Origin of the sequence: Trichococcus alkaliphilus, from assembly GCF_003008695.1 — a bacterium.
GTDB classification, from domain to species: domain Bacteria; phylum Bacillota; class Bacilli; order Lactobacillales; family Aerococcaceae; genus Trichococcus; species Trichococcus alkaliphilus.
This window is the reverse complement of record NZ_PXZT01000018.1, coordinates 1-17,235: the sequence shown is the minus strand read 5'-3', so window position 1 is coordinate 17,235 and position 17,235 is coordinate 1. Positions and strand designations below refer to the sequence as shown.

The following is a 17,235-nucleotide window of genomic DNA, read 5'->3' as shown; positions in this document are numbered from 1 at the left end:
ATGAAGTGCATGCTAGAAATCTCTCTTCTCCTCTAAAAGGGACTCTGAAAATTAATCTCGCACATACGGTTGAAAATGGATAAGTTTGCCTAAAGAATAGGGGGGAGTACATATTTCAACTGTGTATTCTACTATATTTAATATAGTAGAACGGCATAGAACTTTTATAGTAGTAACTCGAGAATGCTGGCTGTGGTTTTTATTGCTAGTAAAATGAGATTTTAGCATAGTCTCATATCTTACGGCTATCGTTTGGAATCATTTAAATTGAAAAATCACTCCTAATCTTACATAGGGAGTGATTTTTTTATACCTACTTATTCAATCTGTCGATAAATTTGGTTCAGTATTCATTTCCTCTAATTTATTGAGGTAACGATAAATGGTTGTACGCGAAACATTCCATCTTTCGGCAATTGTTTTAACAGGTGTTCCATTATCGATCAACGTCTTCATAAGTTCCAAGTCACTTTTGCTCAACTTTTCCGGTCGTCCACCAAATCTACCTCGTGCCCGTGCAGCGGCACGTCCGGCTGCAGAAAGTTCCAAAATCAGATTCAGTTCAAATTCCGCAAACGCCGCAAACAAGTGGAACATTAATTGGCCAGTCGAACTTGATTTATCCATCGTGATATTTTCTTGTAAGCTGTGAAAGCTCACGCCACGATTATTCAAACGATTGACGATCGTAATCAAGTCTTCCATATTTTTCCCCAAGTCGATCTAATCGCCAAACAACGAGTGTATCCCTGAACGAACAAATTCAATCGCTGTTTCTAATCCCGGGCGATTGCTCTTTGCGCCACTCATGTGATCTGTAAAAACTTTCTCACAGCCAAATTTTTCCAGACTATCTTCTTGGAGATCCAAATTCTGTAAACCAGTTGAAACCCGCGCATGTCCACTTTTCAAAAAATAATCTTCTTTTTTATCTCAATGTACCATAACTTAATCGGTAGCGATTAATTGGACATAGAATTTGTTGCGGGTTTATGGACACGCATTTCAGTTCCTTTAGAGAAAAACAATAAAAAAAAAGCAGTGTCCAGAAATGAACCATTTTCTGGACACTCTGTAAAGCAAGGACAGAGGTGCTTATTGTGTGAAAAATGTTGTAGAATGAGATGCAGTAAATAATTTTGAACTACCTCCACCTACGCATTCGCTTAGAGGTGGAGGATTCCTACGAACACCGAAGTATCCCCCGGTTAATTGAGTAGGCTATCCCCGTAGATTCCTGCGGTTAGAAGCCGTAAGGCTTCATTCCTGATATTGATGCTAGCGTTCAGATCCCGGTCATGGTGGGTGTGGCATTCCGGGCACTCCCATTCACGGGCGGCGAGATTCTTCACGTCTTTGTTTTGGTATCCGCAGCCGGAACACAGTTGACTGGATGGAAAGTTCCGGGCCACTGCAACAACCTGCTTGCCGTACCAGCACGCTTTGTATTCCAGCATGGTCCGGAACTGGGACCAACTGGAGTCGCTGATGGCTTTTGCCAGCTTATGATTCTTGACCAGGTTGGAAACCAGCAGATCCTCGATGCCGATGATGTCGTGGTTTTTGACGATCTCGGTCGATATTTTCTGCAGGTAATCGGTTCTGGCATTGCTGATTTGCTCGTGGATTCCGGCGACTCTGGCGCGTTGCTTCTGGTAGTTTTTCGATTCGGACAGTTTGCGCCCATCCTTTTTGGCTTGCTCCCGCCGTCTGGAAAGCACTTTTTGCTCCTTGGCAAGTTTCCGCTCGAGTTTGCGGAAAGGTCGCAAGTTCTTGTAGACGGTTTCATCGGAAAGGACGGCAAAATCCTTCAAACCGACATCGATACCGCAAACGGAACCCGTCTTGGGCAGCTCCTGAACCTCGGTTTCGACCAAAATGGAGATGAAGTACTTGCCCGATGGGTTCCGCCTTATGGTGGCGTTCAGGATCCTTCCGTCCAATTCCTTAGACTTGGCAAACGGGACCAGCCCCAATTTGGGCAGTTTCAGTTTGTTTCCCACGACGGCGATGTTCCCATTGGTCAGTTTGGTGGTGTAGGACTGAATGGGATTCCGTTTGCTCTTGAAGCGCGGCGCGCTGTTCTGCTTTTTGAAAAAGCGATCGAAGGAATCGCTGAGATTCCTCAAGGATGACTGCAGCGCGATGCTGTCCACTTCCTGCAGCCACAGCGTGTCTGTTTCCTTTTTAAGCGCAGTCAGGCTTGCTGAACAGGTGCCATAACTTAGCCCTTTGCCTGTATCCTCATAACATTGGTTCCATTTGGACAGAAAATGGTTGAACACGAAACGGGAGCAGCCAATGGTCTTCCCAATCAAGATCTGTTGCTCCTTCGTGGGGTAGAGTCGGAACTTGTATGCTTTGTGGATGATCATGTTGCTCACCTCCTTCTATCACCCATTATACGCGAACGTGAGTTCGATGCCAAATGTGAAGGTGTAGGAAGCGAAAAGATTTTTCGACAAACAAATAGGCTGACGCCTACCGATATTCATCTCCCGCCTACTCAGTGGGCGATGCCCTATCATTCCTTGAGGCGGGAGTCTTCTATCGGATTGAAGATAAATTCTGATTTGAGTAAGAGGTAACGTCTTGAAAAAGAAAGGATCAATACTCCTAGATCAGATGAATCGGTACATTAAAATGAGCAATGTTTACTAAAAATTCAGTTTAAAAAAGGCAGGCTTCCATTTCAATCCCGAAAATAATAGTGATTTCTGATATTGGGCCTGTGCGTATCATTTGTTATTTTGTTTTGCTTGTTATAGAATGAGTGAAGGATATTGTAAGCGCTTTAAATTCGTTTATACGTTATGAATCAGAAGGAGGAACAGTAATGGATAAGAATCCTGAATTTGAAAAAGAATTACACGAAAATGAAGTGGCCGCAGCAAATGCTGCCCATTCCCATCCAGATCCAGTTTCCGGAGAAGCAGAATCTGAAAGGGACTATCAAATACCAAAATCCCAACATCCGGACCCAGAATTGGATGCCGAAGCAGAAGAGATTGTGAAATTCAATTCGGATGATGACGCTTAAGAGAATACACAGATAGAGGCAGGACAAAACCCAACTGAGTAATAAAAATAGGTGCGAATTTACCTGAGTTGGGTAAATTCGCGCCTATTTTTATCCTGCTACGGAGGTTTGTTCCATAGGTGTGTCCTTTCAGATAAGCGAATTCATCTCTACCGTGATATCCGTCAACAGGATTTGGAAGGACACATGAACCTATTGAAGGACCATTCCTAAGGGTACTACTTACTCTAATTGGATAACATAAGCTGCTTTATATCTATAAGCAAAGGTGGTGTCTCATTTTGAGACACCACCTTTTAAGTTCTATCTATAGTTCTTCTCCATTTGTAGTAATTACCTGCTTATACCAATCAAATGATTTTTTCTTGCTTCTCTCTAAAGTACCATTGCCATAATCGTCTTGATCAACGTAGATGAAACCGTAACGTTTAGACATTTCAGAGGTACTTGCACTAATTAAATCGATACAACCCCAGCTTGTGTACCCAATAAGATCCACACCTTCTTTGATAGCTTCGTTCATTTGCTCAATATGTGCACGCATATAATCAATACGATAATCGTCGTTGATTGAGCCGTCTTCCTCAACTTTATCATAGGCTCCAAGTCCATTTTCCACGATAAACAACGGTACTTGGTAGCGATCATACATTTTCTTTAAGGTAATACGCAATCCTTTAGGATCGATTTGCCATCCCCAGTCAGATGACTCTAAATAAGGGTTTTTCACACCACTAAAGAAGTTCCCTTTTTCCTTCTGCTTACCAGGTGCTCCGCTAGCAACCATTGACATATAGTAACTAAAGGATAGGTAATCCACTGTATGTTGCAGTAATATTTCTTCATCGCCAGGAATCATGTCAATCTTAATATCGTTTTCTTCAAAATAACTTAACATGTAACTTGGATAATATCCACGAACTTGGACGTCAGTGAAGAACAGGTTCATTTGGTCTTCTTTCAGTGCTTCTAATACATCATCTGGACTGCAAGTTTCTGGATATACTTCCATACGAGCCAGCATACAACCAATCAGGGCATCAGGGATCATTTCATGACAGGCCTTGACTGCTCTAGCACTTGCTACAAACTGATGATGTAATGCTTGATAAACCGTTTCTTCTTTGTGTTCTACTTCATCTATAAGAACACCACTACCAATATATGGAGACATCGTTGAAACGTTAATTTCATTGAACGTTAACCAGTATTTCACTTTTCCTTTATAACGATCAAATACCGTTTCTGCATAATGAACAAAGAATTCAACTACGCGTCGATCTGCCCAACCATTATATTTTTGAACTAAAGCAAGTGGAATTTCATAGTGTGATAACGTCACAAGTGGCTCGATTCCATATTTCAATAATTCATCGAATACTTTGTCATAGAAAGCTAGCCCTTCTTCATTTGGCTCTGTCTCATCACCATTTGGAAAAATACGAGGCCAAGAGATGGACATACGGAATGTTTTAAAGCCCATTTCTGCAAACAGTGCAATATCTTCTTTATAACGGTGGTAGAAGTCGATACCACGACGTTTCGGGAAGTTGTCTCCAACGGTTCCTGCTAAAAGATCCTCAAGTTCCTTCTTGCTTTTAATATCCATTTCGATTTCATTTGCACGTTCTTCTTTTGGTACAAATTGAACCATATCAAAAATGGAAAGGCCTTTGCCCCCCTCGTTGTAAGCTCCTTCTAATTGGTTTGCAGCCGTAGCTCCGCCCCATAAAAAACCTTTTGGAAATGTCATATTATATTCCTTCTCTCGACTTTTTTTTGTTTCTGATTTTATTATAAATTAGTGATGCTAAAAAAACTGGTCAAAAAGAGACCAGTTTAAGGCTAAGATGAATGGTGCTATCGGAATCAATGAAACAATACATCAAACAATCTTAACAACGTTTGACTACTGACAGCACTATTTTCAATTTTTCCACACTGTAAAATTTCATCAAATAACGCTAGATGTTGATGTGGTTCCGAGAAGGTAATAAGTAATTTTTTTCCCTTTGTCCTTTTAAGTTTTTCAAATAAGAGGAATTCCTCTGATAGTAAGTACCCCTGTATAGAAATAGTGATAATCATATCTTCCTCTGTCAATATGTCCAGAGCATCCATTTGTTTAAAAATATTTGTATTACATTCACAAAATTTCCCTGCAAGAAGTATTTTTTTTTGTAACTCCAAAGCTTGGATTTGATGCTTTTCAAAACCTAGTATTACAACTCTACGGGATTTGCTGATTTGTTTTACAATCCGCTCAATCTGTTCCCTTGGGATATTTTCAATTATTTCCACGTTTTCCTTTAATTGCTCTATAAACCTATCTCCACTTAGGTCAATATCGCTCTTTTCAAGAGGTGCCCCATTCTTAATTACAGAATTTCTTAAGTTTGAAAAATTTCTAAAACCAATTCGTTTGCAGAAACGATTAATTGTAGAAGGAGCTACATTACATACCTCTGCTGCTGTTTCTAATGAAAATCCCTCAATCTTATGAAAATTTTCGAGCAATGTTTTCGCTATATGGTAGTTAATATCCTTATCAAGAGAGTTATTTATGTATGCTAAAAGATTATAAATCAATGTTTCCACATTTCCCACCTCAAGTGAATAATTCATAGTATTTTATTAAAAGTATCGATTCTCTAGTTTTTCAATTGATTTCAAAAGTTGGACAATCACTTCATTATTTTAACATTAATTCCCTTTATTTATTTGTCATTATGAATCCCTTTGAATAAATGCGTCAGTAATTCCTGTATAAAGACTTAGTACATGGGTTGGTTATAGTCATCCGCAATATTCAAGAGGAAGTCTCAAACTATTCATATTAGCATAGTTTGAAGTGGTATAAATTATTCAGGTGTACAATAGGCGTAATGGAAAGGTGGGGTTTGATGAAAAGAGATACGGCTAAAAAGCTTTGGTTCTTTGCTGCCGCTTGTTTTATTTTGTTGGGGATAGCAGATAAAAATACAACGTTTATCGTGTTGGGGGCTGCATACGTCGGCATTGGTTCTTCCATGAACAGAAAGAAACCTGCAGATACAGATGCAGAAAGAAAGGCAAGTAAAAACGGAACCTTCCACAAATAGTGGCGGGTTATTTTTTCGGTAATCTGAAAAATGGATTTGCATCAGTAGTGGTTTAGAATTTCGTTGATGTACATCATATTCAGGCTGCGATTCCGAATCAGAACGAAAAAGTGCGGGTGATATCAAAACTCTTTCCGATAAATTTTTTCAAGGAACAATATAAAAAGGAGGAAGTGTTATGTCCAAGAACGTAAAACAGAGAAGAATAATTTTAGATTTAGCCGTTACTTTAGATGGTTTTATTGAAGGGGAAAATGGAGAAGTTGATTGGTGCATTATGGACCCTGATATGGGGTTCACTAATTTCTTAAATGAAATTGACACTATTTTATATGGCAGAAAAAGTTACGATGTATGGGGCCAGTATATTCCAAAAACTGAAGACTCTGATACCGAAAAAGAAATTTGGAAATTGATTCATAGTAAAGAAAAATATGTGTTTTCCAGAACACAAAAAGCTGCTGATGCTCAAGCAATATTTATAAATGAAAATATTGTAGAGGAAGTAAATAAATTGAAGAATAAGCCCGGTAAAGACATTTGGCTTTATGGAGGAGCAAGTCTCATTACAACTTTTATAAATTTAGGACTTGTTGATGAATTTAGATTATCTATTCACCCTGTTATTTTGGGAGAAGGAAAACCGTTGTTTATTGATATAAAACAGAGATTTAATTTAAAAATGGTTAATGCCAGAACGTTCTCTTCTGGCGTTGTACAACTAATCTATCATTGGATCTGAAGATGAAAGTGAGGATTTTAAATCTTAAGGTTCTATCAGATCGGAGTACCTACGGTGACTTCTTTACACATTATAATGGGGGAATCTGATTTAGAAATGCAAAATCGTATGGTTCAGACATTAACGGAATTGATGGAGAATGAAGATCATCAAAATATATTAGCTGTAAGTCATGGTGGTGCATGCACTATGTTTAGAAAAAAATGGACAGGTACATTAGGTAATACCCGAAATTGCAGTGTTTTAGTTTTTGATTATGATGAAGGAGTATTTACCGAAAGAGCGTTGTAAAGCCCCTCGCTTTAGCCATGGGATATAAGACGTGCACTCAGTCGTGTTATTTAGATGCGCGCTGTATAATGAATATATGGAAAATAAAAAATATAAATCAAATCATAACATCACTTATTCTTGTACCTATCATGTTGTCTGGTGTCCAAAATATCGACGAAAGGTCCTTGTCGGACCAGTAGCGGCACGCTTAAGGAGCTCATTGTAGAAACGTGCACCGCTCTATCCGTCGAAATTCAGGAAATGGAGATCATGCCAGATTACGTTCACCTCCTATTGGATATAGACCCACAATTCGGGGTTCACAAAGCAGTAAAACGCATCAAGGGAGTTTCTTCCCGCGTGCTGAGACAGGAATTTAAGGAGCTGACGACGAAGCTACCCACGCTTTGGTCGAATAGCTATTTCGTTTCCACAGTGGGTGGGGCACCGCTTGAAATGATTCAGCAATACATTCAAAGCCAAAAGACCTCACAACGCCAGTAAATGCGAAGGAATCATCAGGAAAGGAGGAACACGTATGGCTAAAAGCAAAACAGCTTCATTTGTCGTAGAGATGCGACTGGTCACACATCAAAATGAACATGCAGTGCTGGATAAGCGTTTCAAAATCGCTGAAAAACTGTATAACAAAGTCTTATACCATGCGCGGACGCAGCTGACAGAGTTGTATAAGAACCGTCGATACCAAGACGTGCTGGCAGAACGCCGCTTGGCTATCAAAGTAAAGGACAAGAAATGTGAAACCGCGTGCAACAAGGAATTGCAAGCTATTCAAAAGACCTTCGGTATGACGGAATACGCTTTGCATGCTTACATCGGACGGATGCGCGAGGCGTACAAGAAGCATATCGACAGCTTCACAGCACAGAAAATCGCTTCTACGGTCTGGATAAGTGTGTCCTCCCTTCTGTATGGCAAAGGCAAAAAGGTACGCTTCAAAAAGTTCGGACAGCTGGAATCGTTGGAAGGCAAGTCGAACGCTACGGGCATGCGCTTCAAAGGCGACCGTTTGGAGTGGAACGGGCTGGTTCTGCCCGTCACTATCCGTGCCAACGATTTATTTGTTCCGGAATCCCTTTCCTTGCACCGGGTGAAATACTGCCGCATCGTACGCAAAGCGTTCAAGGGCGGTAATCAGTACTTCTTGCAACTGGTGTTGGAAGGCATTCCGCCGGTGAAACGCAACCATAATAAGGGTATGCCCCGCCGAAAACCCGCTCCGAATGCGGAAGTGGGCATCGATATCGGCACCTCTACGGTGGCGGTGGTAGGTGATGACGGCGTCATCTTGAAGGAATTATTTCCAGAAGGAGCGTCCTATGACCACGCGATTTATCTGTTGCAACGAAAACTGGACCGGAGTCGCCGCGCAACAAACCCCGCCAACTTTAATGTCGACGGCACCGTCAAGCGGGGTGTCAAGTTGACCTGGGTACGGAGCAGGAACTACATGAAAATAATGTTTCGCTTGAAGGACCTCTACCGCCGTCGGGCGGTGGCCTTAAAGGAAGCCCACAACAAAACCGCCAATGCTATCCTAGCACTGGGTAATCAGGTTTATGTGGAGGACATGGATTTCCGCGCATTGATGAAGCGGGCTAAAGAAACGACCGTCAACAAGAATGGGCGGTTCAACCGCAAGAAACGCTACGGCAAGTCCATCGGCTATCACGCGCCGGCTATGTTGGTCGGCATCGTGAAGCAAAAAGCACCCCAAGAAGGGGGAGCGCTGTACGAGGTGGATACCTTTAAATTCCGTGCCAGCCAATATAACCACGTAAATGATACCTACATTAAGAAGACACGTGATGAACGTACGACCCTTGTTGGCGGGCAGCTTGTCCAACGGGACTTGTACAGTGCGTTCCTCCTGAAAAATAGCCAACCGACACGCAACGAAACTGACCGCACAAAATGTAGCGCGACGTTCGATACCTTCATGGCGCACCACGACACCTGCATCCAGACGCTCTGCCAATCAACCGAATGGCAGTCCCGCAATTTCGGACTGCGAGATTTTCAATTTGCTTAACAAATGTATATAGCAACCAAAAGGTTCAGCTGTGAGCCTTCAACGCTAATGGTGCCATCGGGCGCCTTGTTGAGAAAGTCTAAGGGCTTTTGGGAATAGAACGGAAATAGAAAAACGACATCTCCACTTTTTTGGAAATATCGCCAGTACGGTCCGTGACGTCCCAACCGCCCTTGGAACCCCCTGGATTTATCCATGGGGAGCAGTCAGTTTTCAAGAAGTAATTGACCATGATTTTAGTTTACTGTCTTAATTAACCTTAAGCAGAGAATGAAATAGTTACAATCTTATTAACCGCTGCTTATTGTATTTACCTGGCAATGAAGAGCATTTTAGTAGCGAGCGTAGGATATGGAAAAACAGAAGTAGGTCTGTCAAAATGGCATCCCTACTTCTGTTTGTTTAAATTGATTGTATGAGGTTGATGAAATAAAGAAAACGCTTGCCTTAAAGTGGACTTTAGCAAGTAAAATAATAATGAACAACAGGACAATGGTATTCAGCTTCATTCTTTTGTTCTATAAAAATAGAAGAGGAGTAACGACATGAATAAACGTACTTTAGGAAGCGAAGGATTAGTGACATCGGAATTAGGTTTTGGTTGTATGGGATTGAATCATGACAGAGGGCCAGCCAAAGATCGAAATGAAATGATGAAAGTTGCACAGCATGCATTTGATGCCGGCGTGACAATGTTTGACACCGCAGAAGTATATGGTCCCTATACCAATGAAGAATTAGTCGGTGAAGCTATTCAAACATTTCGTAAAGAGATTCAATTAGCGACAAAAGGTGGCTTTAACATTACTGGAAATTCTAATTATCCAGACAGTAGTAAAGAAACATTGAGAAATTCTTTAGAAGGCTCTTTAAAACGCTTGAGAACGGATTATATTGATTTGTACTATATTCATCGTGTTGATCCTAATATTCCAATTGAAGAAGTGGCCCAGACTATGCAGGAATTTAAGAAGAAAGGGAAAATTCTGCATTGGGGATTATCTGAGGCGAGTGCAGAAACAATTCGCCGTGCACATCACATCGAACCTTTAGCAGCTGTTCAAAGCGAATATTCTATTTGGTGGAGAGAATTGGAAAAAGAAGTTATCCCGACTTTGGAAGAGTTGAAAATTGGTTTAGTTGCCTACAGTCCTTTAGGTAGAGGGTTTCTTACCGGGAAATTGACAAGAGACGCTATAGCTAGCGAAAACGATAATCGTGCAGAACTTCCACGTTTTACCGAAGAAGCTTTCAAAGCTAATCAAGTAGTTCTGGACTTATTACAAAAAATTGCCAATGAAAAAGACGCGACGATTGCACAAGTATCGCTTGCGTGGTTATTGGCACAAAAAGATTGGATTGTACCCATTCCAGGAACAACAAAATTGAGTAGAATAGACGAAAATGTTGGTGCAACGGCCATTCATTTTAGCAAACAAGAGCTGAATGACATTAACCATGCAGTAGATCAATTAGAAATTGTAGGAGATCGTTATAATCAAGAACAAAAGAAAAAAACGGGTAAGTAATGTCTGCTGAATATATTTAATAATTATTCATTAGATAATAAATTTAATGAAAATAAAAAACTGATTAATCCAACTAATCAGTTTTTTATTTTGTCTTGGTGCATTAGTTAGACGGTCATAGCCATAACTTAAAAATAGCCTCTGTTAGACATAAATAGTAATATTATATATATATATGTGTTTTAATGATTTATTACATACATTTATGAGGTGTTTACAAGCCCTTACTCTGTCCAAACCAACGATCACACAGCATATCTACTATCTTGAAAACGATCTGGAAGTTACTTTATTCCAAAACCAGGTCGGCAATTCGACTTTCACCAAAAAAGGGCAATTACTGAAAAATCGTTTGGTCGTCATCAATGAATATATTGATGACCTATTGCAATCCCTGGATAACAAATAGCTACTGAATAATCATCATTAACGGGATTTCGTCATGGTAGACGTTTTTTAACAAGATTATCCTAGTATGCTCGTCTATAACGTCCATATCTAGAATCCTATTAAAAAAATTCTTTTAATTTCAACTTCAGAAGGCAGTGAATCGCATGATCAAACGAATAAGGTTATTATGGGCCGTTAGCAGTATGATGGTGCTCAGTGGGTGTGGTCCTACTGAAAGAACACTAGAAGAGATACGGACATCCAGTTCGATCGAATCTAGCGCTGAAGCCAGTTCCTCAGCGTATTCTGAAAGTGCCGAACCCCAATCAGCTGTATCTCATGATGGCTATACATTAATCGAAGTGTATGGCGGGGAATTATCAGGATATCGTGCAGCAAATGTTGTCGTTGATGTCGGATTTGGTGACAGGGAATACTGGGCCTATACAAATGAATATGGGCAATTGGTTCGCATTATCGCAGCAGAAATTATTTTGCAAAGTCATCACACTGAACCAGTCAATTCTGAGGGACGCTATTATGATGATGAAGCAAAAGTTCCGGGCACAGAGCACCCAAATCACGATGAAGCACATGTCATTGCTGACTCCTTAGGGGGTGTGGCCAATGCTTATAATATTACGCCACAAGACAGTGTGCTGAACCGTCATGGAGACCAAACATATATGGAACAGACCATCCGACAAGCAGGTGGGGCAACGAATTTCGAGGCACTTATTACGTACCCGGATACAACTACTCACGTTCCAAGTTCTTATAAATACACGTATACGATTAATGGGTATCAGGTAGTAGATGCCTTCCAAAATATAAACCCAGATGAATACAATGCCACCCTAGGATTAACTGGAGAGGGCGGCTCAGATTCTGGCGGTTTCGAAACAGCAGCATTCGCTGCACCCATCGATACCACACGAGGAAACGTGTGGGCTGTGGACATGAATGGTAATGGCCAAGTCACCATCAAAGAAGCGAAAGACGCAGGATACGCTATGCCGATTACAAGAGAGCATTGGCTCTATCAGTATATGAGAGATAATGATGGAGATGGGCAAGTTGGGGAATAAGATAATTCTGGTTTTTTAAACTTTGTCTGTTTAAATGTCTCTAGGTGGGCTTTAATTATGTTTGTAATACAATTCTCACCAAGGGCAAATTCTTTGCTATGCTTATGTTTTCTTATATAATCACCTTGTATACAATTAGTGGTAACTGCTGGTAGCTTAAAAAAGGAGGAATAATCATGGAATTTCTTTGGTCTTTAATTGTCGGAGGTATTTTAGGGGCACTTGCAGGCGCTTTTTTAGGTAAAGATGTTCCCGGGGGCATTATCGGAAACATTATTGCTGGGTTCATTGGCTCATGGTTAGGGATAACTTTATTTGGTGCATGGGGACCTGCAGTCGGAGGATTCTATATCGTTCCTGCCTTAATAGGGGCCATTATCCTGATTCTCATTCTCTCACTTATACTCAAATCTACCAGAAGGTAAATGTCGATTCGTACACAGAATGGAGGGAAATAAAATGGTCAAAATATTAGAAGGAATTTACTCCACGCAAGAGGAAACAATGGCCGCTATAAACCGCCTCAAGGATCAAGGGTACAGCCGAAGCGATATCTCTGTCGTGGCAAATACAGAAGTTCATAGTCATTTTTTCACAAATATGCAGGTGGATACCACAATAGACGTTCACGCTATCCATAATTTAGATGATGATCACCGTTCACTTTGGGAAAAAATCAAGGATGCTTTCACATTGGATGACGCTTATGACGAAGAGACCTATAAAGATTCGCGGTATGATTCTATCCGTACTCTCCTGGATGGATATCGAGATGAGATTAATCGCGGTGGTATCGCAGTGTTGATCGAAGAAGAACCGCCAACTACTACTTACACTGAGGACCTAGGAGCCAATCCAAGGGATGTTATAGATCGCACCCATGAATATGATCCCGATCGAGATAGTCTTCTTTAATTGAAACCTAAAGTCTTTCTGAGGAGAGTGTCGGAAGCTATGCCTTCTGGCGCTCTTTTTATTTAGTCAAGCTTCCAAAACATTAGTAGTTAAAGTATATTTTCATTTCCATTTAACTTGCTCTTATTAAAATCCCTAACAAATCTAAATGGATTATTTATATTACTAATACTGTAATGTATAGAAAGGATGATTTTAGTGAGTAAATCCAAAATTAGACTCGTTCATACTTTCTTTAAAGTTAGCCTATTAACGATTAATATTTTAGCGGGAACACGGTTTTTTAGAACAAAGATTAGCCCTGAAGAACAAGAGACGAAAGCTTCTATCATTAAGACAGAGAAGAATAGGATCGAATTAGCCATCAATGCCCATGACGGTATGCAACTCTCAACAACTATGTTCACAAGGGATAATCCAGAAGCTATTGTTCAAATTTTGCATGGTGCTACAGAACACAAGGAATTATATTATAACTTTGCGCATTTTTTAAATGAAAATGGCTATGCCGTAATTATTTCGGACCTCCGGGGACATGGTAAAACAGTTAACCGCAGTTATCCATACGGGCATATGAACAGTGTGGATGAGGTGATTGATGATGTGTACAGAGTTACCCAATATGCGAAGACGACATATCCTGATAAACCACTATATATAGTAGGGCATTCTTTGGGATCAATCCTGGCAAGATGCTATCTTCAGAAACATGACAACGAAGTAGACAAGCTTGTCATGACAGGAACCGCCCGATCGATTGACAAGACAAAACTTGGGTTATTCATCGGTAATTGGGCAACATTTTATTCTGGAGCTTATAATCATAGTAAGATACTCCATCTCATTGGAGGATCCACTATATATAAAGCATCATCATTTGAGGAAAATATGGTGACCACAGATAGGGATTTGTATGAAAAAATGAGTGCAGATCCTCTCATGCATTTTACATGGACAAACAACGGCGCATTAACTATGTTTGAAGCAACCAGCAATCTCAAACAATATAAAAAATATAACATGCAAAACCCCAAACTTGAGATTCTAAGTCTTTCTGGCACAAAAGATCCTGTCACGGGTGGCAGCGTGGGGCTGAAGGACACCGAGCAAACACTCAGGAAAATCGGTTACTCACGCATTTCAATCAAGCAATATGAAGAAAAACTGCATTCCATTTTATTTGAAACAAATAGAGACACCGTTTACCAAGATGTGCTGGATTTCCTCAAAAAGTAACTTATAAGTATCTTAATTCTTTTCGGATTCCGACACAATGAGTGGGATAAAGTAAGTTTGGGCGCTTATTATGAATAATAATATTTTCCAAAAAAGATTGTATCAGTCCCAGGAAACTGCGTTCCGGGACTGATGCAATCTTCTGTTTTTTATGCTTTTACTCTTTGTTATCCAATTTTTCCAATGGATGGACGGCAGGTCCGTCGAGGACTTCCCCAGAGTAGGAGAAGCGGGAACCGTGGCACGGACAATCCCAAGAACGTTCCGCACTGTTCCACTGCAGACCACACCCTAAATGAGTACACGTGGTTTTGACAAGATGGATTTGGCCGGCTTCGTCACGATATCCGCCCGCTTTTTTGTCATTTACAGACACGAGTCCGCCTTCGTCCGGTTTTAATTCTTCCAGAGTAAGGGCGGTGTGTTTGAGTTTGGAGAAGACGAAATCTTTGCCGACTGTCGCATTTTTTATGACAAATTGTTTGATGTCTTCCGTTTTTAACTTTCCCCTTGTAGGAGCGAATAAATCAGCATATCTATTCGGTTGATCCACTATTAAATCCACCAGCAGCTTTCCAGAGAGGGCACCCATGGCCATGCCCCATTTATTGAAACCAGTGGCCACCAGAATATCCGGGGAATCGTGAGTTATTTGGCCGACATAGGGCATCTTATCGAGCGTTGTCATGTCTTGGGCGGACCAGTGAAAAGGAACTTCTTGGAGGGAGAAGAATTTTTGGCCAAATTCTTTTAAATTGTGATAATGCTCTTGCGTATCGGATTCACTTTTTCCGGTCTGATGGCTATCCCCGCCTATCAATAATAATTTCTCGCCATTCACACCACTAATGGACCGCAGTGAGCGAGTAGGGGATTCCGCGCTGATGTACATGCCCTCTGGAATTGAGCCGGACACTTCAGCAGCAAGAGCATAAGAGCGAGAAATTGTGAGCTTCGAGAAGTACAATCCATTGAAGTCATTAAACGGATAGTGGGTAGCAACGACTACTTTTTCGCAGTGTAGGGTTGTTCCATTTTCCATGATGACGGTCGTTTCATCTTTCAACTTCACAGCACGTGTTTGTTCATAAATTTTCCCGCCGAACCGCTGAATCTCTTTTATTAGGGCTGCCAGGAATTTGACAGGGTGAAATTGTGCTTGATCAGGCATTGAGAGCGCTGCTTGGATATCGAACGGTAAGTCCTCCAATCGCCCTTCTGTCAAAAAAGCCGGTATGCCAAGGTCTTCATAAGCCCGGGCTTCTTCTCTGATTTGTACAGCACCGTTTGCAGTCGTAGCATACACCACTGCCTTTTTCTTTTCGAAATCGCAGTCTATTCCCAATTCTTCGGCTATTTTTTCGATAAGAGCGAGTCCTTCGATATTCGCCTCGTAATACAGACGGGCATCTTCTTTACCAAAAGTGTGAATGAGTTCATCATAAATCAGTCTGTGTTGGGCCGTGATTTTGGCGGTAGTATGGCCGGTGACGCCCGAAACAAAATCCCTGGCCTCAACAAGCGTCACTTGTCTGCCTGCCTTGGTCAATAAATACGCTGTGATGACGCCGACTATTCCTCCTCCGATTACTCCCACTTGGGTCCCACTGTCTGTAGTCATTGGCGGAAAGTGCGGTATAGGATGGGTAAGCCAGTAGGATTCCGGGAAATTAGCGAGGTTTTGATCAGCAGATGTATGCTTCATTATAGAACTCCTCCTTATCGGTTTATAAAGACTTGTCTTGAGTATACTCCTTCTTCTGAAAGGAAGAAAAAGATACCCACCAAACGCGGGAGCTTGGCACAGAAAGGTGTGAACTTACGGTATGTGGACCGCTTGCACCCTCCTTTATCATTTATTTCAAGACATCATTCAAAGCTTCCGCCATTGTAGGGTGGGTAAATATTTGATCTCTCAACACCTTATAAGAGATGCCAGCCTTCATGGCTAATGAAATGATATTAATGGTTTCATGGGACTCGACGCCATACAGAGAAGCTCCCACTGAATCCTCCTCTAGCGATTTGTTCTATAGAAAAGAAATTATACCAATAATTTCCAAAAGCTAACGATTAGGTACTTTGAAGTAACCGGGTAGGGGAACCTTCCAAAAGCGGCCAGCCTATATACTTCCTTGTTTCCGATAAGGGTTAATCTTTGCTAGTGAAGCTGAATTTCTATACAATGAGTTTGTAACAGAATAACGAAGAAGAAAGTGGAGGTAATAAATATGGCTAAGTTTGTGAAAGGCTCATACCGTACCATTTCAGAAGTTCATACTGTTTTAGAGGGTTTACAACAAGAAGGGTATACTGAATCGAATATTACACTTATAACAAATGAAGCTAAGAAGTATGATGAACTAATCAATTCCACAGAGGCTACAATAAAGTTAGATGACACTGCCGACGAGCATCTTACCCTCTGGGAGAAAATCATGCATGCTTTCCCTATCTTCACCAGCAGTGATTATGCGAGCAACAAAGAGGATGCTGATTTGGAACCAGAAGAAGACACGCTACTGGAAGGGTATCAGAGGCAACTAGATGACGGTGAAATCGTTGTGATCGTGGATGATATCTTAAATAAAGAAGCCTCTTTAAATTTGGGAAATATGGATGCAACAGATACGGTGAGTGCGGTTAAGTCCAACCAAATTCTTCAAGAGACACCGGAGACAGATTCTCATCCTGATGTTGAGTCAATGGCCGATGTTTTGGAGCAGGAAACAACGGTTGTTCCCGGAGATGAAGGTACGCATGAAGATCCGTATGAAGATTCACGTATTGAAAGCTAAATAAGGCAAGCGCCAAAAACGGCTCTCTGTCAAATGGTGTTGATGAGACATTCTATCTGTTGAAATAAGG

General features: G+C 41.0%; 16 protein-coding genes and 3 pseudogenes. 13 read left to right on the top strand and 6 right to left on the bottom strand.

The genetic code is table 11. The features are described from left to right. Positions 1–321 precede the first annotated feature (321 nt). Both C7R73_RS13940 and tnpB read right to left on the bottom strand, forming a co-directional pair. Positions 322–912: pseudogene (locus tag C7R73_RS13940) on the bottom strand (recombinase family protein). Between the two features lie 296 nt (positions 913–1,208). Next, a complete protein-coding gene (gene tnpB / locus C7R73_RS12250; protein WP_106450778.1) occupies positions 1,209–2,375 on the bottom strand; it encodes an IS200/IS605 family element RNA-guided endonuclease TnpB in 1,167 nt (388 codons plus the stop codon). Between the two features lie 461 nt (positions 2,376–2,836). On the opposite strand from tnpB, the gene C7R73_RS12245 reads away from it, so the two are divergent. Beyond that, positions 2,837–3,040, top strand: a complete 204-nt coding sequence (locus tag C7R73_RS12245; protein ID WP_106450777.1) for a hypothetical protein — start codon at positions 2,837–2,839, stop codon at positions 3,038–3,040. Between the two features lie 307 nt (positions 3,041–3,347). Here C7R73_RS12245 and C7R73_RS12240 read toward each other — a convergent pair whose 3' ends face one another. Together C7R73_RS12240 and C7R73_RS12235 are read right to left on the bottom strand one after the other, a co-directional pair. Continuing rightward, positions 3,348–4,793 (bottom strand): glycoside hydrolase family 1 protein, encoded by a 1,446-nt coding sequence (locus C7R73_RS12240; protein ID WP_106450776.1) that lies wholly within the window; start codon positions 4,791–4,793, stop codon positions 3,348–3,350. 116 nt (positions 4,794–4,909) lie between these two features. Further along, on the bottom strand, positions 4,910–5,638 hold the full coding sequence (locus C7R73_RS12235; protein WP_161525946.1) for a MurR/RpiR family transcriptional regulator: 729 nt from the start codon (positions 5,636–5,638) through the stop codon (positions 4,910–4,912). Between the two features lie 305 nt (positions 5,639–5,943). On the opposite strand from C7R73_RS12235, the gene C7R73_RS12230 reads away from it, so the two are divergent. From C7R73_RS12230 to C7R73_RS12180, 11 genes and pseudogenes are all read left to right on the top strand, one after another. Beyond that, the gene (locus tag C7R73_RS12230) at positions 5,944–6,141 is read left to right on the top strand and encodes a hypothetical protein (RefSeq protein ID WP_106450774.1); all 198 of its coding nucleotides are present in this window, start codon (positions 5,944–5,946) and stop codon (positions 6,139–6,141) included. A gap of 178 nt (positions 6,142–6,319) precedes the next feature. Then, entirely contained in the window at positions 6,320–6,883 is a 564-nt protein-coding gene (locus C7R73_RS12225; protein ID WP_106450773.1) for a dihydrofolate reductase family protein, read from the top strand. 54 nt (positions 6,884–6,937) lie between these two features. Continuing rightward, a complete protein-coding gene (locus tag C7R73_RS12220) occupies positions 6,938–7,174 on the top strand; it encodes a histidine phosphatase family protein (protein WP_106450772.1) in 237 nt (78 codons plus the stop codon). A gap of 76 nt (positions 7,175–7,250) precedes the next feature. Beyond that, positions 7,251–7,660: pseudogene (tnpA, locus tag C7R73_RS12215) on the top strand (IS200/IS605 family transposase). A 226-nt stretch (positions 7,661–7,886) separates the two neighbouring features. After that, positions 7,887–9,209 (top strand): hypothetical protein, encoded by a 1,323-nt coding sequence (locus tag C7R73_RS12210; RefSeq protein ID WP_161525945.1) that lies wholly within the window; start codon positions 7,887–7,889, stop codon positions 9,207–9,209. Positions 9,210–9,754: 545 nt separating this feature from the next. Further along, positions 9,755–10,738 (top strand): aldo/keto reductase, encoded by a 984-nt coding sequence (locus C7R73_RS12205; protein ID WP_106450770.1) that lies wholly within the window; start codon positions 9,755–9,757, stop codon positions 10,736–10,738. Between the two features lie 205 nt (positions 10,739–10,943). After that, positions 10,944–11,147: a helix-turn-helix domain-containing protein gene (locus tag C7R73_RS12200; RefSeq protein WP_106450769.1), complete on the top strand. Its 204-nt coding sequence runs from the start codon at positions 10,944–10,946 to the stop codon at positions 11,145–11,147. 145 nt (positions 11,148–11,292) lie between these two features. Then, positions 11,293–12,216: a DNA/RNA non-specific endonuclease gene (locus tag C7R73_RS12195; protein WP_106450768.1), complete on the top strand. Its 924-nt coding sequence runs from the start codon at positions 11,293–11,295 to the stop codon at positions 12,214–12,216. Between the two features lie 173 nt (positions 12,217–12,389). Next, positions 12,390–12,641, top strand: coding sequence for a GlsB/YeaQ/YmgE family stress response membrane protein (locus C7R73_RS12190; RefSeq protein ID WP_205076521.1), 252 nt, complete (start codon positions 12,390–12,392; stop codon positions 12,639–12,641). Positions 12,642–12,675: 34 nt separating this feature from the next. Continuing rightward, a complete protein-coding gene (locus C7R73_RS12185; protein ID WP_161525944.1) occupies positions 12,676–13,131 on the top strand; it encodes a general stress protein in 456 nt (151 codons plus the stop codon). 198 nt (positions 13,132–13,329) lie between these two features. Next, positions 13,330–14,367, top strand: coding sequence for an alpha/beta hydrolase (locus C7R73_RS12180; RefSeq protein WP_161525943.1), 1,038 nt, complete (start codon positions 13,330–13,332; stop codon positions 14,365–14,367). Between the two features lie 157 nt (positions 14,368–14,524). On the opposite strand, the gene C7R73_RS12175 is transcribed toward C7R73_RS12180, so the two are convergent. Next, positions 14,525–16,072 carry an FAD-dependent oxidoreductase gene (locus C7R73_RS12175; RefSeq protein WP_106450764.1) on the bottom strand — a complete coding sequence of 516 codons (1,548 nt, stop codon included), beginning with the start codon at positions 16,070–16,072 and terminating at the stop codon, positions 14,525–14,527. 151 nt (positions 16,073–16,223) lie between these two features. Continuing rightward, a pseudogene (locus tag C7R73_RS12170) lies at positions 16,224–16,382 on the bottom strand (pyridine nucleotide-disulfide oxidoreductase); the annotation flags it as partial. Between the two features lie 216 nt (positions 16,383–16,598). Here C7R73_RS12170 and C7R73_RS12165 point away from each other — a divergent pair. Further along, positions 16,599–17,165 (top strand): general stress protein, encoded by a 567-nt coding sequence (locus tag C7R73_RS12165; RefSeq protein WP_106450763.1) that lies wholly within the window; start codon positions 16,599–16,601, stop codon positions 17,163–17,165. The last annotated feature ends 70 nt before the right edge of the window (positions 17,166–17,235 follow it).

What these genes read in the sequence shown, in the direction of transcription:
- tnpB (WP_106450778.1), bottom strand. Translation starts at nt 2,375, where the DNA reads ATGATCATCCACAAAGCATACAAGTTCCGACTCTACCCCACGAAGGAG.
- C7R73_RS12245 (WP_106450777.1), top strand. Translation starts at nt 2,837, where the DNA reads ATGGATAAGAATCCTGAATTTGAAAAAGAATTACACGAAAATGAAGTG.
- C7R73_RS12240 (WP_106450776.1), bottom strand. Translation starts at nt 4,793, where the DNA reads ATGACATTTCCAAAAGGTTTTTTATGGGGCGGAGCTACGGCTGCAAAC.
- C7R73_RS12230 (WP_106450774.1), top strand. Translation starts at nt 5,944, where the DNA reads ATGAAAAGAGATACGGCTAAAAAGCTTTGGTTCTTTGCTGCCGCTTGT.
- C7R73_RS12225 (WP_106450773.1), top strand. Translation starts at nt 6,320, where the DNA reads ATGTCCAAGAACGTAAAACAGAGAAGAATAATTTTAGATTTAGCCGTT.
- C7R73_RS12205 (WP_106450770.1), top strand. Translation starts at nt 9,755, where the DNA reads ATGAATAAACGTACTTTAGGAAGCGAAGGATTAGTGACATCGGAATTA.
- C7R73_RS12200 (WP_106450769.1), top strand. Translation starts at nt 10,944, where the DNA reads ATGAGGTGTTTACAAGCCCTTACTCTGTCCAAACCAACGATCACACAG.
- C7R73_RS12195 (WP_106450768.1), top strand. Translation starts at nt 11,293, where the DNA reads ATGATCAAACGAATAAGGTTATTATGGGCCGTTAGCAGTATGATGGTG.
- C7R73_RS12185 (WP_161525944.1), top strand. Translation starts at nt 12,676, where the DNA reads ATGGTCAAAATATTAGAAGGAATTTACTCCACGCAAGAGGAAACAATG.
- C7R73_RS12175 (WP_106450764.1), bottom strand. Translation starts at nt 16,072, where the DNA reads ATGAAGCATACATCTGCTGATCAAAACCTCGCTAATTTCCCGGAATCC.
- C7R73_RS12165 (WP_106450763.1), top strand. Translation starts at nt 16,599, where the DNA reads ATGGCTAAGTTTGTGAAAGGCTCATACCGTACCATTTCAGAAGTTCAT.